The organism is Rhodohalobacter barkolensis, from assembly GCF_002834295.1.
Classification (GTDB): domain Bacteria; phylum Bacteroidota; class Rhodothermia; order Balneolales; family Balneolaceae; genus Rhodohalobacter; species Rhodohalobacter barkolensis.
The window spans coordinates 110486-130657 of sequence record NZ_PISP01000001.1; the positions used below are offsets into that span (position 1 = coordinate 110486).

The following is a 20172-nucleotide window of genomic DNA, read 5'->3' on the forward strand; positions in this document are numbered from 1 at the left end:
GAAACTTTAATGTTTTCTAACGCTTACTCATATTTAAAAATTAAGTACTTGTCAGTTCTCTTAAATCTAAAGAATTGAATAAAGCTATATCTTAGATACTACAGAGACTAACATTGAACACGAACACATTGAATTATTAAAAGAATATAGAAATTTTTGACAAAGTATCTAGAAGAGTAAAAATTATTTTAGATAGATAAATATTATGGAACTTGTACTGTCATAAGAATTTTTTCAATAATATCTTCTGACGTGATCTCTTCAGCTTCTGCCTCAAAAGTAGGAATAATACGATGCCGTAGTACATCCATAGCAATGGTTCGAACATCATCCGGGGTTACATATGCACGATGTTCCATAAATGCGTGAGCCCTTGCAGCGAGATTAAGATTGATTGAGGCTCGTGGAGAAGCACCAAATTCAATCAGCTCTTTTAGGTCGGAGAGATTAAAATTCTCAGGATAGCGGGTAGCGAAAATCAGGTCAATGATATATTTCTCAACTTTTTCATCCACGTAGATATCATTAATTACTTCGCGAGCGGCTAAAATTTTCTTGGCGTTGGTTACCGGGCTTAGCTGAGGTTTATCGCCGGTTCTGGCCATTCTTCTCATAATTTCCAGCTCCTCAGTTTCGGTAGGGTACCCAATTTTAAGTTTTAGCATAAACCGATCAACCTGAGCTTCGGGCAGGGTGTAGGTTCCTTCCTGTTCTACCGGGTTTTGTGTTGCGAGAACCAGAAAAGGTTTGTCGAGTGGAAATGTGCTTTCGCTGATGGTTACCTGCTTCTCCTGCATCGCTTCCAGCAGGGCACTTTGGACTTTGGCAGGGGATCGATTGATCTCGTCAGCCAAAACGATATTGGCAAAAATAGGTCCTTTTTTAACGTTAAATTCAGACTCCTTCTGATTATAGATTAAAGTTCCAATAAGGTCGGCCGGAAGCAGGTCCGGGGTAAATTGAATTCGTTGAAACTTGGTATCAATTACCTGGGCTAGCGAAGATACCGTTAGCGTTTTGGCCAGACCCGGAACACCTTCAAGCAGTACATGGCCATCGGCAAGCAGGCCGATCAAAAGGCGGTCTATCATATATTTTTGGCCTACGATAACTTTTTCCAGTTCTGAATAAATATCATCAATAAATGCACTGTGGAATTCAATTTTTTCGCCAAGTGCCTGCATATCAACTTCTATACTCATTTTAAAATCTGATTAAAATATTGATGTTCTATTTGGTATCTTTGGTGCTTCCAAACGGCCTGTAATGAACGAATAAATAGAATTAGCTGCAAAATCATTCAATACTGCTTACAGGTGCATGATAAAAATATCATTTTAAATTTAAATAAGAACTGATAACAGATGGATTTATTACAGGCTATCTTTTTAGGCCTTCTCCAGGGGATTACTGAATTTTTACCGGTAAGTAGTTCGGGGCATCTTGCACTGGCGCGTGCTTTTTTTGGGAATGATATCATACCGGGTATTACTTTCGAAATCGTTGTACACTTTGGATCTTTTTGCAGTATAGCGGTCTACTACAGAAGGAAACTGATAGCAATGATCGCTGATATTCTGAAAAGTTTTTCTCCCACCGGTATTCGGGAAAAACGATTTATCACAGACTACCACACGCGATTAGCTTATGTGATTCTTTTAAGTATGATACCCGCCATGCTCGTTGGTTTCACAATGAAAGATGCAATTGAGGGCTTATTTCTAAATCCGTTTGTTGTATCCATCATGCTGATGGTAACCGGCTCACTTCTATTTTCTACAAAATTTGCCGGTCGTCCGGAGAATGATGTCAATGCAACGAAAGGATTTTTGATGGGAATTGCTCAGGCATGCGCTATTATACCCGGTATCAGCCGATCGGGATCCACAATCTCAGTGGGACTTTTTACAGGAATTAGCAGGGCAAATGTCGCAAATTTCTCATTTTTGATGGTGCTGCCTGTGCTTGCCGGCGCCATGCTCTTAGAGGTTTTAGAGATTATGGAAAATGGGATTGAAATTGCAGCTGTCACCTTTTTAGCAGCAGGATTCCTGACTTCATTTATATCCGGATATTTTGCACTGAAATACTTAATTATTTTACTTAAAAAGGAAAAATTCCACTATTTTGCGTACTACTGTTGGGCTGTTGGACTCTTCGGGATAATATTCTTTTTCTAAATCGTAAAAGTGATGTAATACGGTTGATGCCATTTTTAAATTTGGCTACCTTTACAACCGTAAAAAGAAAAGCACAGAATGGAAACATATTTATTTGTACTATTTGCTGTTATAGCTATTGCCTCCGCATTGGGGATGATATTGAATAAAAGCACCGTTAACAGCGCATTGATGCTGGTCATTAATTTGGTGACTCTTTCCGGTATTTATCTTCTCTTAAACGCTCAGTTTTTAGCGTTGATTCAAATCTTAGTTTACGCCGGCGCCATAATGGTGCTCTTCCTTTTTGTTATCATGTTGTTGAATGTGGACGATGAGGAGAGTCTATTTGCTAAATTCAGGGTTAAATACTTTATCGCATTTCTACTGGGCAGTGTGATTTTTGCCCAAATTCTTTACAGTATTGGCGGTGCTGCTGAATTATTGCCGGAAATTTCATCTGATATGCTCGAAGCGGGTACAGTTGAAGCATTAGGTGATGTACTTTACACCGATTTTCTATTCACATTTGAAATGACCGCTATACTTTTGACAGCGGCTGTGGTGGGTGCGTTGATGCTTGCACAATTTCAAGTAAAAAAAGATGAGGATTCTGAATAATGGTAGGGATTGATTGGTATCTGGCACTCAGTGCTATCCTGTTTACAATTGGAGCAATCGGAGTTTTAATTCGAAGAAATGCAATTGTAGTATTTATGTGCGTCGAGTTGATGCTCAATGCCGTGAATTTATCGCTTATTTCATTCAGCGCCTTTCACGGGGATGTTACCGGGCAAATACTGGTATTCTTTTCTCTCTCAGTGGCAGCTGCGGAAGCTGTTGTTGGTTTGGCTATTATCATCTCAATATTCAGAAATAACTTATCTGTAGATATTACAAAGGTCAATCTGTTACGCTGGTAATATCTATATTTAATAAGATTTTGGAACACAATTTTAAAGCCTTCCTAAGTATGGAGGGCTTTTTTATTATTTACCCTTCTCTTCAACAGTCGATATTTCATTATTCCATTCATTCCTTCCTTGAACGGATATAGAGTCTATCTGTAGCAATTAGTGATTCTTGCATTTTAACTCGTCAATTTTCGTCCTTTTGCCTTCGGATAGATTTTTTAAAAAAAATCTGAATGTTGATTAGGGGAACACCCTGCCTTCATCTGTACTACCAACAGAACAACAACCCCATAATCAAAATATTCAAGACATGAAGAATTCAATATTTAAACTAATTAGTATGATTCTGGTCATCGGCGTGATTGCTGTTGGCTGTGATTTAACAGAATCATCTGTTGACGGTCAATCCGACGTTCAGGTTCAAATGAAAGTTAATGCCGGACCGGTTACTAAAGCGATGGTTACCAGCAACAATGAGCACACAAATACCCTGGAAATTCAGGAAGTGAAACTCTTCATCGAAGAGATGGAGCTTGAAAGTATCAATGACGATTCATCTGACTTTGAGATTGAATATTTCATCGCAGACCTTCCTTTAGATGGTTCTCCGCTGGTTATTACCAAGAAACAGATTCCAGCAGGACTGTACGACGAGTTTGAGCTCGAAATCGAAAAGCCAGACGATGATGATGTAGAAGTCAATGATCCCGATTTCCGTGATGAAACCGGAAGGTACTCACTGGTTATAAAAGGTCTCTTTAACGGAGAAGAATTTACATTCAGAAGTAGTGAAGATTTTGAATTAGAAATGGACCTGAATCCACCACTTGAAGTCACAGAATCTGAAAGCTCAACATTGGTTGTTTCAGTAGACGTAGACTCATGGTTCAAAGACAGCAATGGGGAGTATTTGGATCCTAAAGACTACTTCAACTCGGAAAGAATCAACGAAAACATTGAAAACTCATTCGAAGGGTTTGAAGACGATGATGATGACGACGATGATGACGATGACGACGACTAATTTTTCTTAAAAATATCCCTATACCCCATAAGCCCTGCTGTTGACCGCGCAGGGCTTTTCTTTTTTCTGTTACTGGGGCCGCTTGTCCACTTCTTTTCCCTTACACTTAAAGAATGTACTAAGCCATATAATAATACTTTGACTACAATCTGATCTTATATCCGGATTAATAAATACGTTTACCACCAAAAGAGTTTATTTGTTAAACCATTGCAGGAAGCTATTTCTACACTTTTTTCCTGAAGTGAATAATTTTCATGCCCTGGACCATTGGGCAGATTATTAAAAAACAGAATAATGATTAGGGGATACTCCCGCCTTCATCTGTACTACCAGTAGAACAACACCCCCATAATCAAATACCCAAGTCATGAAGAATTCAATTTTTAAACTTTTTAATGTGATTCTGGTCATAGGCGTTCTGGCTGTTGGCTGTGATTTAACCGAATCAACTGTTGATGAACCGTCAGACGTTCAGGTACAGATGAAGGTCAACGCCGGTCCGGTTGCCAAAGCGATGCTTACTAGCAACAACGAACATACTAATACACTGGAAATCCAGGAAGTGAAGATGTTTATCGAAAAGATGGAGCTCGAAAGTATTACTGATGATTCATCGGACTTTGAGATCGAAAATTTCATCGCTGATCTTCCTTTAGACGGTTCACCATTGGTTATTACCGAGAAACAGATTCCTGCAGGACTCTATGATGAGTTTGAACTCGAAATGGAAAAGCCTGATGACGATGATGTACAAGTAAAAGATCCCGATTTCCGTGATGAAACAGGTAGTTACTCCTTGGTTGTAAAAGGCCTCTTTAACGGAGAAGAGTTTACTTTCAGAAGCGCCGAGGATTTTGAAATTGAAATGGATCTGAATCCTCCTCTTGAAGTAACAGAAACGGAGAGTTCAACATTGGTAATATCAATTGATGTAGACAGCTGGTTTACCGGTTCTAATGGTGAAAAACTGGATCCTAAAGATTTCAAAAATACTGAGATGATTAATGATAATATAGAAAACTCGTTCGATGGGTTTGAAGATGATTATGACGATGATTCCGAAGAGTACGAATTTGAAGGCTATGTTGAGTCGGTAGATCTCACTGAGCAGACTTTCACCCTAACCAACGGAATGACGCTGCATGTGAACAGCGAGACCAGGTTTGATGATGACCTGAAATCTCTCGATGAACTTGAGTATGCTATTAGCGAGGGATACACCGTGGAAGCTGACGGAGAGTACTACGTCGACAGTTCCGGAAGAAATGTGGTTGTTGAAGTGGACCTAGAAATCGAAGATGAAGACGACTTCGAGGATTACGATTTTGAAGGCTACGTTGAGTCAGTGGATCTCACTGAGCAGACTTTTACCCTAACCAACGGAATGACGCTGCATGTGAATAGCGAGACCAGGTTTGATGATGACCTGAAATCTCTCGATGAACTTGAGCATGCTATCAGCGAGGGATACACCGTGGAAGCTGACGGAGAGTACTACGTCGACAGTTCCGGAAGAGATGTGGTTGTTGAAGTGGACCTGGAAATCGAAGATGAAGACGACTTCGAGGATTACGATTTTGAAGGCTACGTTGAGTCAGTGGATCTCACTGAGCAGACTTTCACCCTAACCAACGGAATGACGCTGCATGTGAACAGCGAGACCAGGTTTGAAGATGACCTGAAATCTCTCGATGAACTTGAGCATGCTATCAGCGAGGGATACACCGTGGAAGCTGACGGAGAGTACTACGTCGACAGTTCCGGAAGAGATGTGGTTATTGAAGTGGATCTAGAGATTGAAAACGGTGACGATGACTAAGTTTTCTTAAAAAATTCCCTATATACCCCATGGGCCCTGTTGCTGACGCACAGGGCTTTTATTTTATCGTTCCACTATTAGTCTGCTACTCTCAATTACAAGGATGGAATAATTTTACAATACAAGTTATTTATCTGTAGCTCATTCAAAGACTATTTCACCCCCCGTGGTTTCGTCCCAGAGTCATGTGACACGAGGTACGGTGTAGTACTTTTTTAGAACGAGTACTTCACCGAAAAAGAAGGGTGGAAGCCGAGGTCTAAAACATCAACAGGTACAGGGGTTAGTCTTGGGATTGACCTCGTCTCGTCAAAAGAGAACGCATAGTTTCTGTACCATACATTTTCCTGATCCAATACATTGAAAATCGAAAACGTAGCTTCAAGGCTGTTCTGGTTTCTGAACTGATGGGAGAAGCTCAACGTTGCATCAAGTCGCCGGTAGGCATCCAGGCGTTCCACAGGATCGGTCTGGAAAATATTTAACCTGTTTGGCGCTCCGCTCATCATCAGCCAGGAGAGATAGAAATCAATTCCCTTTCCAATATTTGTTTCCAGGATAGCATTGTAACTGTGCCGGCGATCCCAATCCGCATAAAATTCCTCGCCGTTCAGTAAAAAAGGGTTGCTAAAGGTCATTTCAGACAGCGTGTAGGTTTGGGATATGACAAAGCGCCCAAAGTAGTTGCGAAGGAGTATTTCGATACCTGAAGCAGTGCCGCTATTTTGATAAAACCATGGAGTGCCGGAAAAAGTATTAGCCAGAGACTGAGTATTTAATTCGTGGCTTCTGAGATTTTTATACTCTTTCTGATAGGCTTCTATTTGAAGTAAAAAATGGTTTGAAGGTAAAATCTGAAGTCCTATGGTGAACTGTTCTGCTTCTGCTGGTTTTTGATTTTCCGGAGTCAGAATCCAGACGTCTGAAGTGGCGCTGTTCTCGATTGTGATTCGATGCAGAAATTGTTGATTTATTGAATACCCACCCTTAATCCTTAGCCCGTTCAATGGTTTTATCACAACTTCTCCACGGGGAGAGAAGTAGAATTCACTGTTGAGGGTGTAGTAGGTTGAGCGAAGTCCTGCATGGATTTCCAGAAAACCGAGGGGTTCCCACTTGTTTTGAAGATAAGCCTGCACCATGTGTGAACCTACATTTTGAAAATAGGACGGGCGATCAAAAGAAAATTCGCTGTACTCACTCAGGTAATATTTCCACCCGGCTCCACCGGTCGCTGAGAAATTGGTTGTGTTGAATTCCAGCTCCTGATTGAATTTGAATTCATTCATTGCGCTTCTGTTTCGAAAGGGGTAGGTGAAGACAGAAACATTTTCAGATTCATCCGTTGAGTTTAAACGGGCGTAGACGAAATCCTCTTTTTCAAAATCGGTACGGTAGGAGCTGAATCCGGCCTGCGTAGAGCTGTAATATCTGTTTCTGAGCTCCTTCTCAAACTGAACGCTGAATGAAAGATTTCCCCATTCATTTGTGGTTTCAACCGGTTGAAAAGTAAATTCGCTACCCGATTCGGCCGTTCTGGTCCTGCGATCCGCCAGTTGATTGGTATAGTCGCCCCCAAAATAGCCACTGAAAATCCAGCGTGAAGCATCTTTGTTTTCAACATAAATTTTAGTGTGAAGATCAGCAAAAAATGCATCAGACTGACCGGGAACCAGGACCAGATCCGTAAAATCCTGAAAATTGCCGGTAACCCTTCGAGGTCGATTAATATCGAGACCCCATTGGATCATTTTAGAATTATTGAACCAGTTGAGTTGATCGATCAGAGAAACGCGACCGGAAAGAAGCCAGCTGCTTCTTTTGCCCAAAGGGCCTTCAAAAGTTCCATTTAAACTTGTATTACTCAACCCTACATTCCCATTGAATTCATTCATGGAGCCTGTACGTGTAATCAGATTGAGTGCACCACCGGTAGGGGAGTCCATCTGTGCAGGAGCTACACCGTAGTAGTAACCGGAATTCTGAATTGCATCCGGATTGAAACTATCCAAGAGACCAAAGAGATGACTTTGATTAAAAATACTGAGCCCATCGAGTTGCACCATAAATCCATCGGGAGTGCTTCCGCGTACATTGATTCCATTGTTGAAAGCTGTACCGGCAGATACGGATGGATGAGACTGCAGCGCCCGAATTGAGTTAGCCTCTCCCATGGGACTGAATCGGGCAGCATCCATCAGTCTGCTTGTTAGGGAATCGGAAGGATTGTAGCTCATCGAACCTGAAATGATAATCTCGTTACCCCGAACCGGTTCCGGTTCCAGGCGTATTGATAAATCACGTATTTGATTGGAAGCAGAAATATCCAGCTCAACTGTTTTCTGTTGATAACCGATATAGGAAAATGTCAACTGAACCGATTCAGTAGCCAGTTGTCGAGTTATGGAAAACCTCCCGGATGCGTTTGTAGCGGCACCTTTTCGATCGCCGGATTCATCCCAAGTGAGCGTGGCAAAGGGTAATCGTTCTCCTGTATTATGATCGAGAACTTGTCCTGAAATCAACACATTCAAGGTGCGGTTTCTGTCAAAATTATCCCGTTGGGTAATTAAAACCTGTTTTCTGTCATGGTCCGTCAGCAAGGAGATTTCAGTCCGGGCCAGTGCACTATTCAGGTCTTCAAATATTGATTCTACATCAGACTCGAGCGTAACCGTCACATCAGCAATGAGAGATTCCCGGTATAGAAAAAAGTATCCGGTTTCATTCTGCACGGTCTGGATAACCTTTTTTAGGGGAGTGTTTGAAAAAGAAAAATCGGAAGCTTTTGCAAACTCCGATTGTATCATGAGTAGGAATACAGCTATAAAGAAGCATCTACCAACTGAGTTCATATTTTCCCAAACCCCTATTAAAAATTACTGTAGTTGAAACTGATACCGATCTTCATCAATCTGAACGAATTCACCACCAAGCACAACTTCTAAATCCTGCAAACTCTGCTCGCGATCTTCGAGTGTGATAGAACCACCCAGAACTTCAGATCGAGTAGATTCTTCCATCTCAATTTCAATTCCAAAGTGAAATTCAAGTTCATCTGTTATTGATCCGGCACTTCGATCACTGAACATAAGCCTGCTCTGAGTCCACGAAGTGACTAAGGATTCTTCGAAACTGAAAGTTTCATAGAGTTGCAGATCGCGGATGGTTGCTCCTTCTCCGCTGGTTAATGTTACGGATTGATCCTGATCCGGTGTCTCAAATGAAACGCGGCCCTCTATAAGATAAACGTTTGTTTCGCTGTTTCTTTCACTCAAGTTGAATGTAGTACCCAAAACCCGAATCCGGCCCTCAGTCGTTTCAACAAGAAACTCACGCTCCGGATTATGAGTCACCTCAAATAAACCTTCTCCGGAAAGTGAATAGCTCATATGCTCTTCAGATTCTGAGTTCAGATACAGTTGGGAATTTGGTCGCAGTGTTACAATTGAACCATCCTTCAATTCTACAGGTGTGATAGTTGTACCTGCATCGGCGATAAGGGTGGACTCAACCTGAGTGTTTTGACGTAATAAAAAGATCGAAGTAAACATGATCAAAACAGCTGCAGCCGCCGCCCAGATCCACTTGCTTCGGGAGAGTGAATATATGTTGGCACTTCCTGAGGAAGTTTGATCCTTCTCCGTCTGATTGATTTGGTCAAAAATGGATGCTTTTACATCATCTTTTCCTTTTACAGCAATCTCTTCTGACTTTCCGTATTGATAGATTTTTGCTTCGTGCAGAAATTTAAAGAGCGGATCATCGATTTGAGCACTATCGAGTTCTCCGTTCAAAACTTTGCCGTAAGCCTTGCTTAGCAGAAGGTCCTGATCATTTTCCGATATGTTTGAATGGTTTGTCATCAATTTTATTAATCTTCTTCAGAGTCAGAATCTTCTTCAAATTTTATGCTGTAAACAATCCAGATTGCTTCGGCTGAATTGTAGTAGTAATCGCCATCCGCTTCCACAGAAATACCGGCATCCAGTGCAGCTGCTACTTCCTCGAGGGAATTGAAGTCGTCCTGTTCTATAATAGTCTCTTCCGTGATAAGAATTTGTTGACCATTGATCAAGGTGATGACTTGATTATCGATATCCACGGATTGAACCAGTTCTTCGAATTCATCCATTTCGAGTTCAAAATCCACTTCAGTTAAAATAAAGCGTTCGGTTTCCGGATCGACGTAAAAATCACCTTCTGCATATACCGGCAGATTTAGATTTAATGCTTCAATTACATCCTCCAGTGAGTTGAAATCGTCATCAAACTCAAGATCAGTTTTTGCATTGAGGTAGAAAATTTCTCCGGTACTCAACGTCAGAGAGCTATCGGCCAAGTTGAGGTTTTCTACAAACTCTTCGAATTCATTTCCTTCATTTTCGAATTCAACTTCACCGGCAATCCAAAGATTTACGTTTTCATCCGGTTTATAATACTCACCTTCTGCTTCAATACGGACTCCGCTCTCCATTGCAGAGACCACCTCATCAAGCGATTGAAAATCACTGTCATCATCAATTTCAGTTTCACTGTTGATCTGAATTTTCTGACCATTCGAAATTGTAAATATATTTTGCTGCAGATCTACCTCCACAATGCGTCCCTCGAACTCATCGTCATCAAACACTTCACCGCTTTCCAATCGAATTCTGTAGGTTTCAAAAACGTCCCTGAACTTGAGCAGTGCTGTACCGTCTCCGTTAAATTCAAGTGTACCGTTCACAATTTTCGCCTCTGTGTCGCTTCCGGTTTGATTGGACCGAATGGTCGATTCGTAGCTCAGCGCTCCTGTAACTCCTTTTCGAAAACTTCGGATCTGCTCTACAGTCTCTTTGTTAATCTTAACATCCAAAAAATTCAGGTCAACCAGGTACTCGCGCTGAATCTGCCCGGTTGCATCATTCCGGATAAACAGGCCTTCACCGGTGTGTGATCCATCTAACGAGAGAAGCGGAGATTGATCGGATAGTCCGTCCAGAATAAGCCGGTCTGTGCGGTTAAAGGTAGAAGATTTGGATACAGTTTCAATCTCTCCGGTTCGCTGACCTTCAAATTCAAGCGACTCAATCAAATGACTGTTTTGATTTGGGGATTCAATAAAATTTCCATCGCTGTCGCGAAAAATATATTTCAGGTCATATTGAGTCGGGATACCGGTCATTGCATCAGTTCGGCCGAATTGTACCTGATGAGCTCCCTGTGCTGAGATGTACTCGTAAGAATAGTCGTTAAGATTGCGGAAGCTACCGGTAGCCAACACAGAATTACCTGTAGCCAATCCGTTACTTGTAGGGATGGCAAATGCTTCGGTAAAACTGGACAGGAGACCACTGTCATTTTCAGAAACAGATTCGCCAATAATTTGTCCGGTTACGCGCAGCTCTTCGTCAGTTAAAATGGATCGGTTACTTTCAAAACTGTCGATGGTACACGAAGAGAGCGTGAAAACAAATAGGGCAAATAGAGTAAGAAGAATATGGGTTGAAAAATGTTTCATTTTGATAGTGTATTACGTTGTTCAACTATAATACAGATGAACCGGGGTGTTTCCCCTAATCATTTTTTCAAAAGATTGAATGTTTTTAGAAGGTCTTTACCATAAATTTCCGTGATGCCATGGCGCAGATCTTTAAATGCGAGTGCCATATGGTTTTCTATCGTTTTAGGACTGACATCCATGGCATCGGCTGCTTCCTTATAAGTGAACTCTTTCATAAAACAGAGTTCAAAAACCATTCCTCTCTTTTCCGGCATTGATGAGATAATCTTTCGAACAATTCGTAAAAGTTCTTTGTGATCGAGCGACTCTTCCGTGCTTTTTGCTGTTGAATGTTCTTCAGGTACCTCTTGCTCTTTAAATTTAGACTGATACTCGATGTGATTCAACATTCGGCTGTATGCGATTGTAAAGAGATAGGATCGCAAAGATTTGGTTTCATCGATACTGCCGCGCTTTTCCCAAATCATAATAAAAGCCCGTTGAACCAGATCCCGTGCCTCATCATGGTTCATGTTTCGGCTGACCAGAAATCGGTACAAGCTATCGTAATGACGATTAAAAAAGGTTTCAAACGCAGCCCGATCTCCATTACGGATAGCTATGGATAACTCAATATCATCCATATCACTCTCTTTAGAAAGAGCGAGGATTAAGAGTATGAGGTCTATGCCGGGTAGTATTGCCATTTAACGATTATTTTGATTAACCGAAGATGTAGAGTAATCATTCTAAGGTTGACAGAAAAGAGTGGAATTTTACTCAAATGATTGATCAAAAGTAAGCTGATCTTTTTCGTTTTCATTAGTTAGAAGTGTATTTTCAACACTCACGAAATTTTTTAGGAGGAGAAAAAAGTCGGCAAGTCGAATCTTGATGGTTATTCAATCCTCCGGTCAATAAAAACAGATATTACATTGAGCGATAAAAAGATCATTTTTTCGATGGTTGGGGTCAGCAAAGTTTACAAACCCAACAAAACAGTTCTGAAAGACATCTATCTTTCCTTTTTTTACGGTGCTAAAATTGGAGTTTTAGGACTCAACGGTGCGGGGAAAAGTACACTGCTCAGAATCATTGCCGGAGAGGATGAAAATTACATCGGCGATATTTCTCGTCAGAAAGGAATTACCTTTGGTTATCTGCCGCAGGAACCCCAACTGGATCCTGATAAAACTGTGAAGGAGATTGTTCAGGAGGGTGTTCAGGAGACGATGGATCTGGTCAAAGAGTATGAAGCGGTGAATGAGGGGTTCAGCGATCCGGATGCAGATTTTGAGGCTCTTATTGAGAAGCAGACCAAACTTCAGGAAAAGATTGATCGAATCGGCGCCTGGGATATTGATTCCAAACTGGAGCAGGCGATGGATGCTCTGCGGACACCTCCGGGTGACGCTAAAATCGGCGTTCTATCCGGTGGCGAAAAACGCCGTGTTGCACTATGCCGTCTGCTGCTGAAAAAGCCTGACGTTCTGTTATTAGATGAGCCGACCAATCATCTGGACGCAGAGTCTGTAGGCTGGTTGGAGCAGCACCTGGCCCGCTATGAAGGAACCGTTATTGCTGTAACGCACGATCGTTATTTTCTGGATAATGTTGCCGGCTGGATTCTGGAGCTGGATCGTGGTGAGGGTATTCCGTTTGAAGGGAACTACTCATCATGGCTGGAGCAAAAGAAGAATCGCCTGCAGCAGGAGGAGAAAGAGGAGTCGAAACGGCAGAAAACACTTCAGCAGGAACTGGATTGGATTCGTCAAAATCCAAAAGGCCGACGCAAGAAGAGTAAGGCGCGGATTAATTCGTACGAAAAACTGCTGTCTGAAGAGCATCAGAAACGCCGGGAAGATATGGAGATTTATATTCCGGCCGGCCCTCGTTTGGGTGATCAGGTGATTGTGGCAGAACATGTATCAAAAGGATTTGGAGATCGCCTTCTGATGGAAGATATGAACTTTGATCTACCACCCGGCGGTATTGTGGGAGTGATTGGTCCGAACGGTGCGGGTAAAACCACCCTGTTTAAAATGATCACCGGAGAGGAGGAACCGGATAAGGGTACCTTTATTACCGGAGATACAGTAGAGCTGGGATATGTGGATCAGAAGCGACCATTGGATCCCAACAAAACCATTTGGGAAGAGATATCCGGAGGTCATGATTTGATCAAGCTGGGAAGCCGTGAAATGAATTCTCGTGCATACGTAGCACGATTCAACTTTAGCGGCAGTGATCAACAGAAGAAAGTGAGTGAAATTTCAGGTGGTGAACGCAATCGGGTACATCTTGCCAAAATGCTGAAGGAGGGAGCTAACGTGCTGCTTTTGGATGAGCCGACCAACGATCTGGATGTGAATACACTTCGTGCGCTTGAGGAAGCACTTCTGGAGTTTGCAGGTTGTGTAGTGGTAATTTCGCATGATCGCTGGTTCCTGGACCGTGTGGCAACGCACATTCTTGCGTTTGAAGGAAACAGCCAGGTGTACTGGTTTGAAGGGAATTATGAGGAGTATGAGGAGAATCGGCGTCAACGCCTTGGAATATCTGAAGACCAGCCACATAGAATTCAGTACAAAAAACTGATGCGCGATTGATCTGAATATGCCACCCAAGCACATCATTCAACTCGATGATATTGAAATTGAAGTCACACGAAAGCGTGTGAAAAATCTCAATATTCGTATCTATCCGTCTGCCGGAAGGGTAGCCATGTCTATACCTAAGAGAACAGATCTTTCGGTAGCAGAAGATTTTGCGCGGAAGAAGTTTTCATGGATCAAAAAGCATCTGCACAAGAGAGCGATTCAAAAGGCAAAAAAAACAAGGAGTCTTTCTTATCGGGATGGTGAAATCCACCCGGTTTGGGGGCAGGAGATGGTTCTTACCGTGAATGAGGTAAATGGCCCGCCCAATGTTGAATGCAGAGATGATACGCTAAGTTTGATGGTGCGGCCGGAGAGTTCATCCGAAAAACGAGAGTCTGTTTTAATTGAGTGGTATCGCACAGAACTGAAGCGTGAGATTCCAAAACTGATTGAGAAGTGGGAAGGACCCATGGGAGTGGACGTTCGGGAGTTTGGGGTGAAGCGGATGAAAACCCGTTGGGGAACTTGTAATACAAAAGCTCGGCGTATCTGGCTCAGTTTGGAGCTGGCAAAGAAAAATCCAAAATGTCTGGAATATGTAGTGGTTCATGAAATGGTACACCTGCATGAAAGGCTTCATAATAAAAGGTTCTACAGGTTGATGGATCAGTTTTTACCTGATTGGCGAGAGCGTGATCTGTTGCTGAAGGGTAAGAGGAAAACCTGCTAAAATCATTATGACCAAAAAAAAGAGGATTTTGGGTGTCCGCCAAAATCCTCTGTTGGTGTGTTGAGAAACGCTGCTCACACGTTTCTCAAATGCTCTCTAACTTTATCTCTGGTTAATCTGCTCTTAGAATGTTTTAGATTGCTCTATGTATATGGAACAAATAACTGCGATTCCTTACAATGGTTTTTTAATTTATTTGTTTGAGCTAAAAATAAATAATAGAGTTCTCTAACTTCAGATAAAATAGTCGGATAAGGATTTGAGAAAATTAATTTTTTATCTGTATAGAGGGCTAAAACGGAAATAAAAAGACCTGTAGGCCTTTTTATTCAGAGGTTTATGTTCGCGGGTGTGCGTAGTTGGGATTGAACGCACCTCTGAATTTTTCGGATTCTGTCTCCTCTCGTTGATGAGATGTCATAGAACATCCCCTATTGAGAGGGGAAATGTAAAGGTGAGAATCCGTCAGCATGGCTCACTGTGCGAGGGGTGTGTACATTGATTGTAAAATTATTGCAATTCCGGTATAACATTTTTTGGTGTGCTGAATTTGGAGTGAATCGAAACGTTGAGGTTAGAATTTAACCTGGAGTTAACACACCTCTGAAGTACCGCTGGACGATTGTACTTCTGTCTCCTCTTCAGAGGAGATTTCCATTTTCACTCCTCGATAAATTATTTGGCAGGCTTCGAGGAGTGGTCTATTTTCTTAAACTACTGTTTATCCCGTTTAGGATTTACACTTAAGACGGCAGTGTTAACATGGCGGACCAGATTAGCCGTGGTACTTCCCATCATCAGATAGTTAATTCCGGTGCGACCGACGGTTGCCATTACGATGAGATTATAGTTGTTCTCCTTTACATGGTTGAATATTGCTTCGTGAGGAGAGTCCTGAGAAACGATCACCGTGGAGTTGACTTTTCCTTTCAGTGAGTGGAAATGTTCTTTTTCTAACACTTTGATTCGCTTCTCGCGTAAGTTTGAAAGTGAAATACTTCCCTCTTCCTCATCATCAAGCTGGTCGAAGCTTATAACATGAACGAGGTCGAGGTCTGCTCCGGCTTTTTCGGCAACTATTTTTGCATAAGGATATGCACTGGCAGCATTTTCGGAAAAATCGGTGGTAACCAGAATTTTCTTAAAGTCATCTACGTCTGATTCATCTTCAACAATCAAAACCGGAGTGTGTGCGAGTCGTAGAACTTTTTCGGCAACGGAACCCAATAGAAAGCGAGTAAATCCCGTTCGACCGTGCGTACTCATCACAATGTAGTCGTACTCTTCAGAAACATCGATGATGCTCTGAGCAGGATTTCCCATCATGATGATCGGTTTCTCAAGACGTTTCTTGTCAACTTTTTCTTCAGCCAGCTGGCTTAGGCGATCTGAAAGGGCATCTTCTATTTGGTCAAAATCCTGATACATTTGTGAGCTCATACCCAAAGCATACGGCTCATCCATTTCGGAAATGGGAATATGGGAGTGGAATGGCGTAATCGTTCCATCCATTAATTTTGCAAATCTGTTGGCTACATCCAGTGCCTTTTCACTCAGTTCGGAAAAATCGGTAGGGACAAGTATTTTCATGACTCTGATGGATTTAGTTTGTTTACTATTAAGTTCAATAAAAAAGATGAAATTACAAAGGGGAGTAACGGGCGAGAAGCTGGTTGGAATGTAGCTTGTGAAGCAAAGATAAATTTTTGAGGGGAACAACCGCGACACACCTCTGAAATGTTCAATTCAAAAGTGCTTTTCGTATCCCAATAAAAATTAAAATACCGACAGAGTACCAGATGAAAAACGGGAGAATCCACCCGATGAGTCCAACCGACAGGAAGATGGCAATGATCATTAACTGAAAGCCGAGACCGTAAAGGGAGAGAAGAGTCATAAACCATTTTGGGAAAGTATCACTCTCCGATGCATTTCGATCCAGAAAATAGATAATTCGATCAAAGAGTGTGTAGAATAGTAGATAGGTATTAAAAAGAAGATTAACCGACCACTGTTTTTCTCCGGGCAGTGCTTTTGGGGTGTCGGTTTCAAAAATACGGCTGGTTTTATCCCCATGAGCCGATTTTTGTCTGAGTATGACGTAATAGTAGTTGTAGAGTGTTCCCTGAAGCTGGATCGATGCAAAGGCGAACAGCATCAGCCAAAGGGGTTGGCCGGTGACCTGCTGAATGGTAAAAAGAATGATAAAATTGAGAATGATATCGAACACCGAATCGAGATATCGTCCGGTGTAGGAGGGAGTTCTTTTCATCCGTGCAAGTTCACCATCCGCAGCATCGAGAATAGATTTGAGGATCAGAAATAGTCCCGCGGGGGCATAATATCCTTTGATAATCAGCCAAGAAGCAGTTAAGCCGCTGATGCCAAACATCAACGTTACATGAACCGGAGTTATTGAGGTGTTCGAAAAGGTCTGTGCGATCTTGATAGCAATCGGACGACCATAATCGGAAAGATCAATAAATTTCTCTTCAGCAGAGAGTTTCGACATAACGGCTTTTTCTATATCTATTGGTTACCGTGATAAATTAAGTACTCTGCAAAGATAATAACACCCAATAACGTTCGATTTTTCACTAATTGTTTTGGACAGATTTGATATCACTCATGATTGAACTGTAGTACCTTTCTTCAAAAAACTGCATTTTCGGACAGACATATTTTACGATTAATAATTCAGAACATGACATAAAAAAACCTTTACCCGGTCGATCCGAACTTAAAAAAGTGCAAACCACACGGATAAAGGTTTTCTTTGCCAAAATACAGATCAAATCAAGATTCGACCTCTTTTACTTTTTTATCCAGCTTTTTGAGCAGACGCTTCACATCTTTGTCATGCCCCAGCTCTTTCAATTTGAAAAGAACAATGGCCAATGCGAAAAATGTTTGTGGCCATAAACCTATAAAGATACCGCTGCGCTCGGCGTGTGCGTTTTCTTCAGCGTCTTCACTTTTTTCTGTGTACCAAGCTGCTACGCTTGCTGCGATTGATGTAATTCCAAGTCCTGTAGAGATATAAGCTAATTTGTCTAACATGGTCTGCCCTAAATTTTAAATGTTTGTTATTTATGACGTTCACCTAAAGTAACGAAGCAGATCTTGTTACCGTTCGAACTAATTAGCTGCTGATCATTACAAATGTTACAGGATAAGGGTGGACTAGAGAAATTTAAAAAGCGAATTGTTCGCAGGTGTGATTTCCAGGGTGATATGCCTCTTTGATTCATCTACTACATTCTCATTAATCACGCTTCCTTTTAGGATAATGGTAGAGTCTGTGGGGATCTCTTCAATGTTTAACTCAAAATCCGGGTGTTCAGGGGCATATGACTTGAGGTCGTTCAATGCTATAGATTGATCATTATTCATGAAAAATGATCCATTTCCGCCACCGGCTTCTTCAGGCAGAATCCACGATTCGGTGGCATCAAAAGCAACGTGTGACATGTAAGATCGAAGCCGGTCCAAAGTACGGCTGGCTTCCATGCTTTGAATATTACTGCGCTCTACAGAATTGGAAGCAATTTGATTGATGCCGAAAATGGTTGGTAGAATAATACCAAAACATAAAATGACAGTGCCGATGTACCAGGAAAGTGGATACTTTTGATTATCGGTGTTGGCTTTCAAAATCCCTCTCAGGAAAAACCAGGGAGCCAGAATAAACAGCACTACCATTCCGATAAGAATTACCGATGCAGACCTAAAGAATTCATAAAATGAAATTTGATCCCCGCCAAACCAATTGATGGATTCAAGGGTAATGAATTTCAGTATTTCAGCACCGGGAAGTGCAGTAGACATTAACAGAGAAAAAATCCATAAATTGTAAATGGAAAAATTGAAAACGGAGGTTAAAAGGTACACCAGAAGAAATAGAATCAGAATTATTAACCCTATATTGATCCAGGGAGTGTAATATTTAATTTTGGCGTTCATAAACAACTCCGTCTTTGGTTAAAATGGCTTGGGCTTCATACATGCCCCGGTTGCCGCTTATGTTCAAAAAATCCGCATCGTAACCGGGTGTGAAAACAGCAGAGACCTCCAGGATTATGGAATCGGGAGATGCGATTTGGTAAGTGACCGGCATCTCCCTGTCTTGATCAGGAATTTCCGGATCAAATGTACCGTCTTCATTCAGGCGATCGGAAAAAAGTGTTCGAAATGATTCTTCAAGAGTGGTTTCAGAGTAATCAGTTTCCTGATAGTAGTGTCTTAAGGTTTGCTGAAGTGCTTTTTCCATCTCAATTTGAGAGATTGATTCAACAATTGTTGTACGAATGGTTCGTAAGTTCTCTCTTTGAAAGTCACTTCTCATATAGAAACGGACTGAAGCGAGTATCTGGGTGATGAGCAGCAGAACTACAAAAAACCGAAAGATTGGCTTGGCGGCCCGGTGTTTGCTTTTCGATACTATTTTTTGATCAATAATGACCAACCAAATGATCGCTGTGACGAATGCTGCGGTGTAACCAATCCATAAATTCTGAAAAAGAAATGCCAGAGAAAATGCGATAATTACCGCAATGATCCCTCCATAAAGAAGTTTAATATGATCTCTCATTAATCCCGAATTCGTTAATTTTAAAGTATTTACTGAAATTGATTGATAATGGCAAGGGGTGGATTGATTTACCTTTTTCTTTAATATTAAGGGATAAAGTTTGCAGTGTGTCAGAAGAGAAAATGAGATATTAATTCGCATATCGATTGACGAAACACCGAAGGATCGAACTGCGAATCACGATTTGGATCTTGATTCACGAAATGTACTAAAAACCCAATCTCGTAGAGGTGGAATACCATTAGCCCCGGGTTTCAACCCGGGGATATAAATTAGACGTTCATTTCTCCGCCGAATAGAGAGATAGGTAAAGAGTGAGAATCAAAATAGAGGTGGTATTGCGGGGATCTTATTAAAAATGGAATGTTCTGTTACTTTTGGCTTGATCCGCCTAAGGTCGGACAGGCTCCAAAAGTAACCCGAAAATCAAGGCTGAGAAAAATTGACACCGTGTTCTGTTCGAATGAGTCACAAATTCAATGCCTGAATGTCATCCTGAACGCAGTGAAGGATCTCAAAATTTGTTGCTAGTATTTTGGAGACCCTTCGACAAGCTCAGGGTGACGCTAGAGGCTGGTGAATTTGTGTTTTCCTCATTCTCACATTTACACTTTCACCTGTCAATTTCTCAATGCCGGTTTTGTTCAGTTTACATAGTACAGTGTATCGATAGAGAAAAAAATTTGTGAATAATATATTGCATATCGAATGACGAATCACTGAATGATCGAACTCTGTGAAGTGGTTATAACGAGGTGTCTATATTAAACCTCAGATTTCCCTCCTTAAAGACAACATCGTGTGCCATACAACGTACACCGCAAACCGTACAACGTATCACGTAAAA

General features: G+C 41.5%; 17 protein-coding genes. 7 read left to right on the forward strand and 10 right to left on the reverse strand.

The window, feature by feature from the left end; genetic code table 11:
• Positions 1 to 203 precede the first annotated feature (203 nt).
• On the reverse strand, positions 204 to 1202 hold the full coding sequence (locus tag CWD77_RS00470) for an AAA family ATPase (protein ID WP_101071228.1): 999 nt from the start codon (positions 1200 to 1202) through the stop codon (positions 204 to 206).
• A gap of 162 nt (positions 1203 to 1364) precedes the next feature.
• On the opposite strand from CWD77_RS00470, the gene CWD77_RS00475 reads away from it, so the two are divergent.
• The 5 genes from CWD77_RS00475 to CWD77_RS00495 all read left to right on the forward strand — a co-directional run bounded on the left by CWD77_RS00475 (position 1365) and on the right by CWD77_RS00495 (position 5919).
• Positions 1365 to 2180: an undecaprenyl-diphosphate phosphatase gene (locus tag CWD77_RS00475; RefSeq protein ID WP_101071229.1), complete on the forward strand. Its 816-nt coding sequence runs from the start codon at positions 1365 to 1367 to the stop codon at positions 2178 to 2180.
• Positions 2181 to 2258: 78 nt separating this feature from the next.
• Positions 2259 to 2780 carry an NADH-quinone oxidoreductase subunit J family protein gene (locus tag CWD77_RS00480; RefSeq protein ID WP_101071230.1) on the forward strand — a complete coding sequence of 174 codons (522 nt, stop codon included), beginning with the start codon at positions 2259 to 2261 and terminating at the stop codon, positions 2778 to 2780.
• Complete coding sequence (gene nuoK, locus CWD77_RS00485; protein WP_101071231.1) at positions 2780 to 3082, forward strand: NADH-quinone oxidoreductase subunit NuoK; 303 nt, start codon at positions 2780 to 2782, stop codon at positions 3080 to 3082. The genes CWD77_RS00480 and nuoK overlap by 1 nt, the downstream gene beginning before the upstream one ends.
• 301 nt (positions 3083 to 3383) lie before the next feature.
• Positions 3384 to 4097 carry a hypothetical protein gene (locus CWD77_RS00490; RefSeq protein ID WP_133120137.1) on the forward strand — a complete coding sequence of 238 codons (714 nt, stop codon included), beginning with the start codon at positions 3384 to 3386 and terminating at the stop codon, positions 4095 to 4097.
• Positions 4098 to 4467: 370 nt separating this feature from the next.
• Complete coding sequence (locus tag CWD77_RS00495; RefSeq protein WP_101071233.1) at positions 4468 to 5919, forward strand: DUF5666 domain-containing protein; 1452 nt, start codon at positions 4468 to 4470, stop codon at positions 5917 to 5919.
• A 215-nt stretch (positions 5920 to 6134) separates the two neighbouring features.
• Here CWD77_RS00495 and CWD77_RS00500 read toward each other — a convergent pair whose 3' ends face one another.
• From CWD77_RS00500 to CWD77_RS00515, 4 genes are all read right to left on the reverse strand, one after another.
• Complete coding sequence (locus tag CWD77_RS00500; protein ID WP_165779037.1) at positions 6135 to 8729, reverse strand: TonB-dependent receptor; 2595 nt, start codon at positions 8727 to 8729, stop codon at positions 6135 to 6137.
• 69 nt (positions 8730 to 8798) lie between these two features.
• Entirely contained in the window at positions 8799 to 9785 is a 987-nt protein-coding gene (locus CWD77_RS00505) for a FecR family protein (RefSeq protein WP_101071235.1), read from the reverse strand.
• 8 nt (positions 9786 to 9793) lie between these two features.
• Positions 9794 to 11422, reverse strand: coding sequence for a DUF5666 domain-containing protein (locus CWD77_RS00510; RefSeq protein ID WP_101071236.1), 1629 nt, complete (start codon positions 11420 to 11422; stop codon positions 9794 to 9796).
• Positions 11423 to 11481: 59 nt separating this feature from the next.
• On the reverse strand, positions 11482 to 12111 hold the full coding sequence (locus CWD77_RS00515) for an RNA polymerase sigma factor (protein ID WP_101071237.1): 630 nt from the start codon (positions 12109 to 12111) through the stop codon (positions 11482 to 11484).
• Positions 12112 to 12339: 228 nt separating this feature from the next.
• Between CWD77_RS00515 and ettA the strand changes: the two genes are divergently transcribed.
• Together ettA and CWD77_RS00525 are read left to right on the forward strand one after the other, a co-directional pair.
• Positions 12340 to 14013: an energy-dependent translational throttle protein EttA gene (ettA, locus tag CWD77_RS00520; RefSeq protein ID WP_101071238.1), complete on the forward strand. Its 1674-nt coding sequence runs from the start codon at positions 12340 to 12342 to the stop codon at positions 14011 to 14013.
• Positions 14014 to 14020: 7 nt separating this feature from the next.
• On the forward strand, positions 14021 to 14734 hold the full coding sequence (locus CWD77_RS00525) for a M48 family metallopeptidase (RefSeq protein ID WP_101071239.1): 714 nt from the start codon (positions 14021 to 14023) through the stop codon (positions 14732 to 14734).
• Positions 14735 to 15448: 714 nt separating this feature from the next.
• Here the strand turns inward: CWD77_RS00525 and CWD77_RS00530 are convergent.
• From CWD77_RS00530 to CWD77_RS00550, 5 genes are all read right to left on the reverse strand, one after another.
• Positions 15449 to 16324, reverse strand: a complete 876-nt coding sequence (locus tag CWD77_RS00530; RefSeq protein ID WP_101071240.1) for a universal stress protein — start codon at positions 16322 to 16324, stop codon at positions 15449 to 15451.
• Between the two features lie 151 nt (positions 16325 to 16475).
• A complete protein-coding gene (locus CWD77_RS00535) occupies positions 16476 to 17246 on the reverse strand; it encodes a CDP-alcohol phosphatidyltransferase family protein (protein WP_101071241.1) in 771 nt (256 codons plus the stop codon).
• 284 nt (positions 17247 to 17530) lie between these two features.
• Positions 17531 to 17794: a hypothetical protein gene (locus tag CWD77_RS00540; RefSeq protein ID WP_101071242.1), complete on the reverse strand. Its 264-nt coding sequence runs from the start codon at positions 17792 to 17794 to the stop codon at positions 17531 to 17533.
• Between the two features lie 123 nt (positions 17795 to 17917).
• Positions 17918 to 18697: a hypothetical protein gene (locus CWD77_RS00545; RefSeq protein WP_101071243.1), complete on the reverse strand. Its 780-nt coding sequence runs from the start codon at positions 18695 to 18697 to the stop codon at positions 17918 to 17920.
• The gene (locus tag CWD77_RS00550) at positions 18681 to 19325 is read right to left on the reverse strand and encodes a hypothetical protein (protein ID WP_101071244.1); all 645 of its coding nucleotides are present in this window, start codon (positions 19323 to 19325) and stop codon (positions 18681 to 18683) included. Before CWD77_RS00550 ends, CWD77_RS00545 begins: the two co-directional genes overlap by 17 nt.
• Positions 19326 to 20172 lie beyond the last annotated feature (847 nt).

Bases quoted from the DNA above. Each gene is read 5' to 3' on its own strand.
- CWD77_RS00470 (WP_101071228.1), bottom strand. From the start codon at position 1,202: ATGAGTATAGAAGTTGATATGCAGGCACTTGGCGAAAAAATTGAATTC.
- CWD77_RS00475 (WP_101071229.1), top strand. From the start codon at position 1,365: ATGGATTTATTACAGGCTATCTTTTTAGGCCTTCTCCAGGGGATTACT.
- CWD77_RS00480 (WP_101071230.1), top strand. From the start codon at position 2,259: ATGGAAACATATTTATTTGTACTATTTGCTGTTATAGCTATTGCCTCC.
- nuoK (WP_101071231.1), top strand. From the start codon at position 2,780: ATGGTAGGGATTGATTGGTATCTGGCACTCAGTGCTATCCTGTTTACA.
- CWD77_RS00490 (WP_133120137.1), top strand. From the start codon at position 3,384: ATGAAGAATTCAATATTTAAACTAATTAGTATGATTCTGGTCATCGGC.
- CWD77_RS00495 (WP_101071233.1), top strand. From the start codon at position 4,468: ATGAAGAATTCAATTTTTAAACTTTTTAATGTGATTCTGGTCATAGGC.
- CWD77_RS00500 (WP_165779037.1), bottom strand. From the start codon at position 8,729: ATGATACAATCGGAGTTTGCAAAAGCTTCCGATTTTTCTTTTTCAAAC.
- CWD77_RS00505 (WP_101071235.1), bottom strand. From the start codon at position 9,785: ATGACAAACCATTCAAACATATCGGAAAATGATCAGGACCTTCTGCTA.
- CWD77_RS00510 (WP_101071236.1), bottom strand. From the start codon at position 11,422: ATGAAACATTTTTCAACCCATATTCTTCTTACTCTATTTGCCCTATTT.
- CWD77_RS00515 (WP_101071237.1), bottom strand. From the start codon at position 12,111: ATGGCAATACTACCCGGCATAGACCTCATACTCTTAATCCTCGCTCTT.
- CWD77_RS00525 (WP_101071239.1), top strand. From the start codon at position 14,021: ATGCCACCCAAGCACATCATTCAACTCGATGATATTGAAATTGAAGTC.
- CWD77_RS00530 (WP_101071240.1), bottom strand. From the start codon at position 16,324: ATGAAAATACTTGTCCCTACCGATTTTTCCGAACTGAGTGAAAAGGCA.
- CWD77_RS00535 (WP_101071241.1), bottom strand. From the start codon at position 17,246: ATGTCGAAACTCTCTGCTGAAGAGAAATTTATTGATCTTTCCGATTAT.
- CWD77_RS00540 (WP_101071242.1), bottom strand. From the start codon at position 17,794: ATGTTAGACAAATTAGCTTATATCTCTACAGGACTTGGAATTACATCA.
- CWD77_RS00545 (WP_101071243.1), bottom strand. From the start codon at position 18,697: ATGAACGCCAAAATTAAATATTACACTCCCTGGATCAATATAGGGTTA.
- CWD77_RS00550 (WP_101071244.1), bottom strand. From the start codon at position 19,325: ATGAGAGATCATATTAAACTTCTTTATGGAGGGATCATTGCGGTAATT.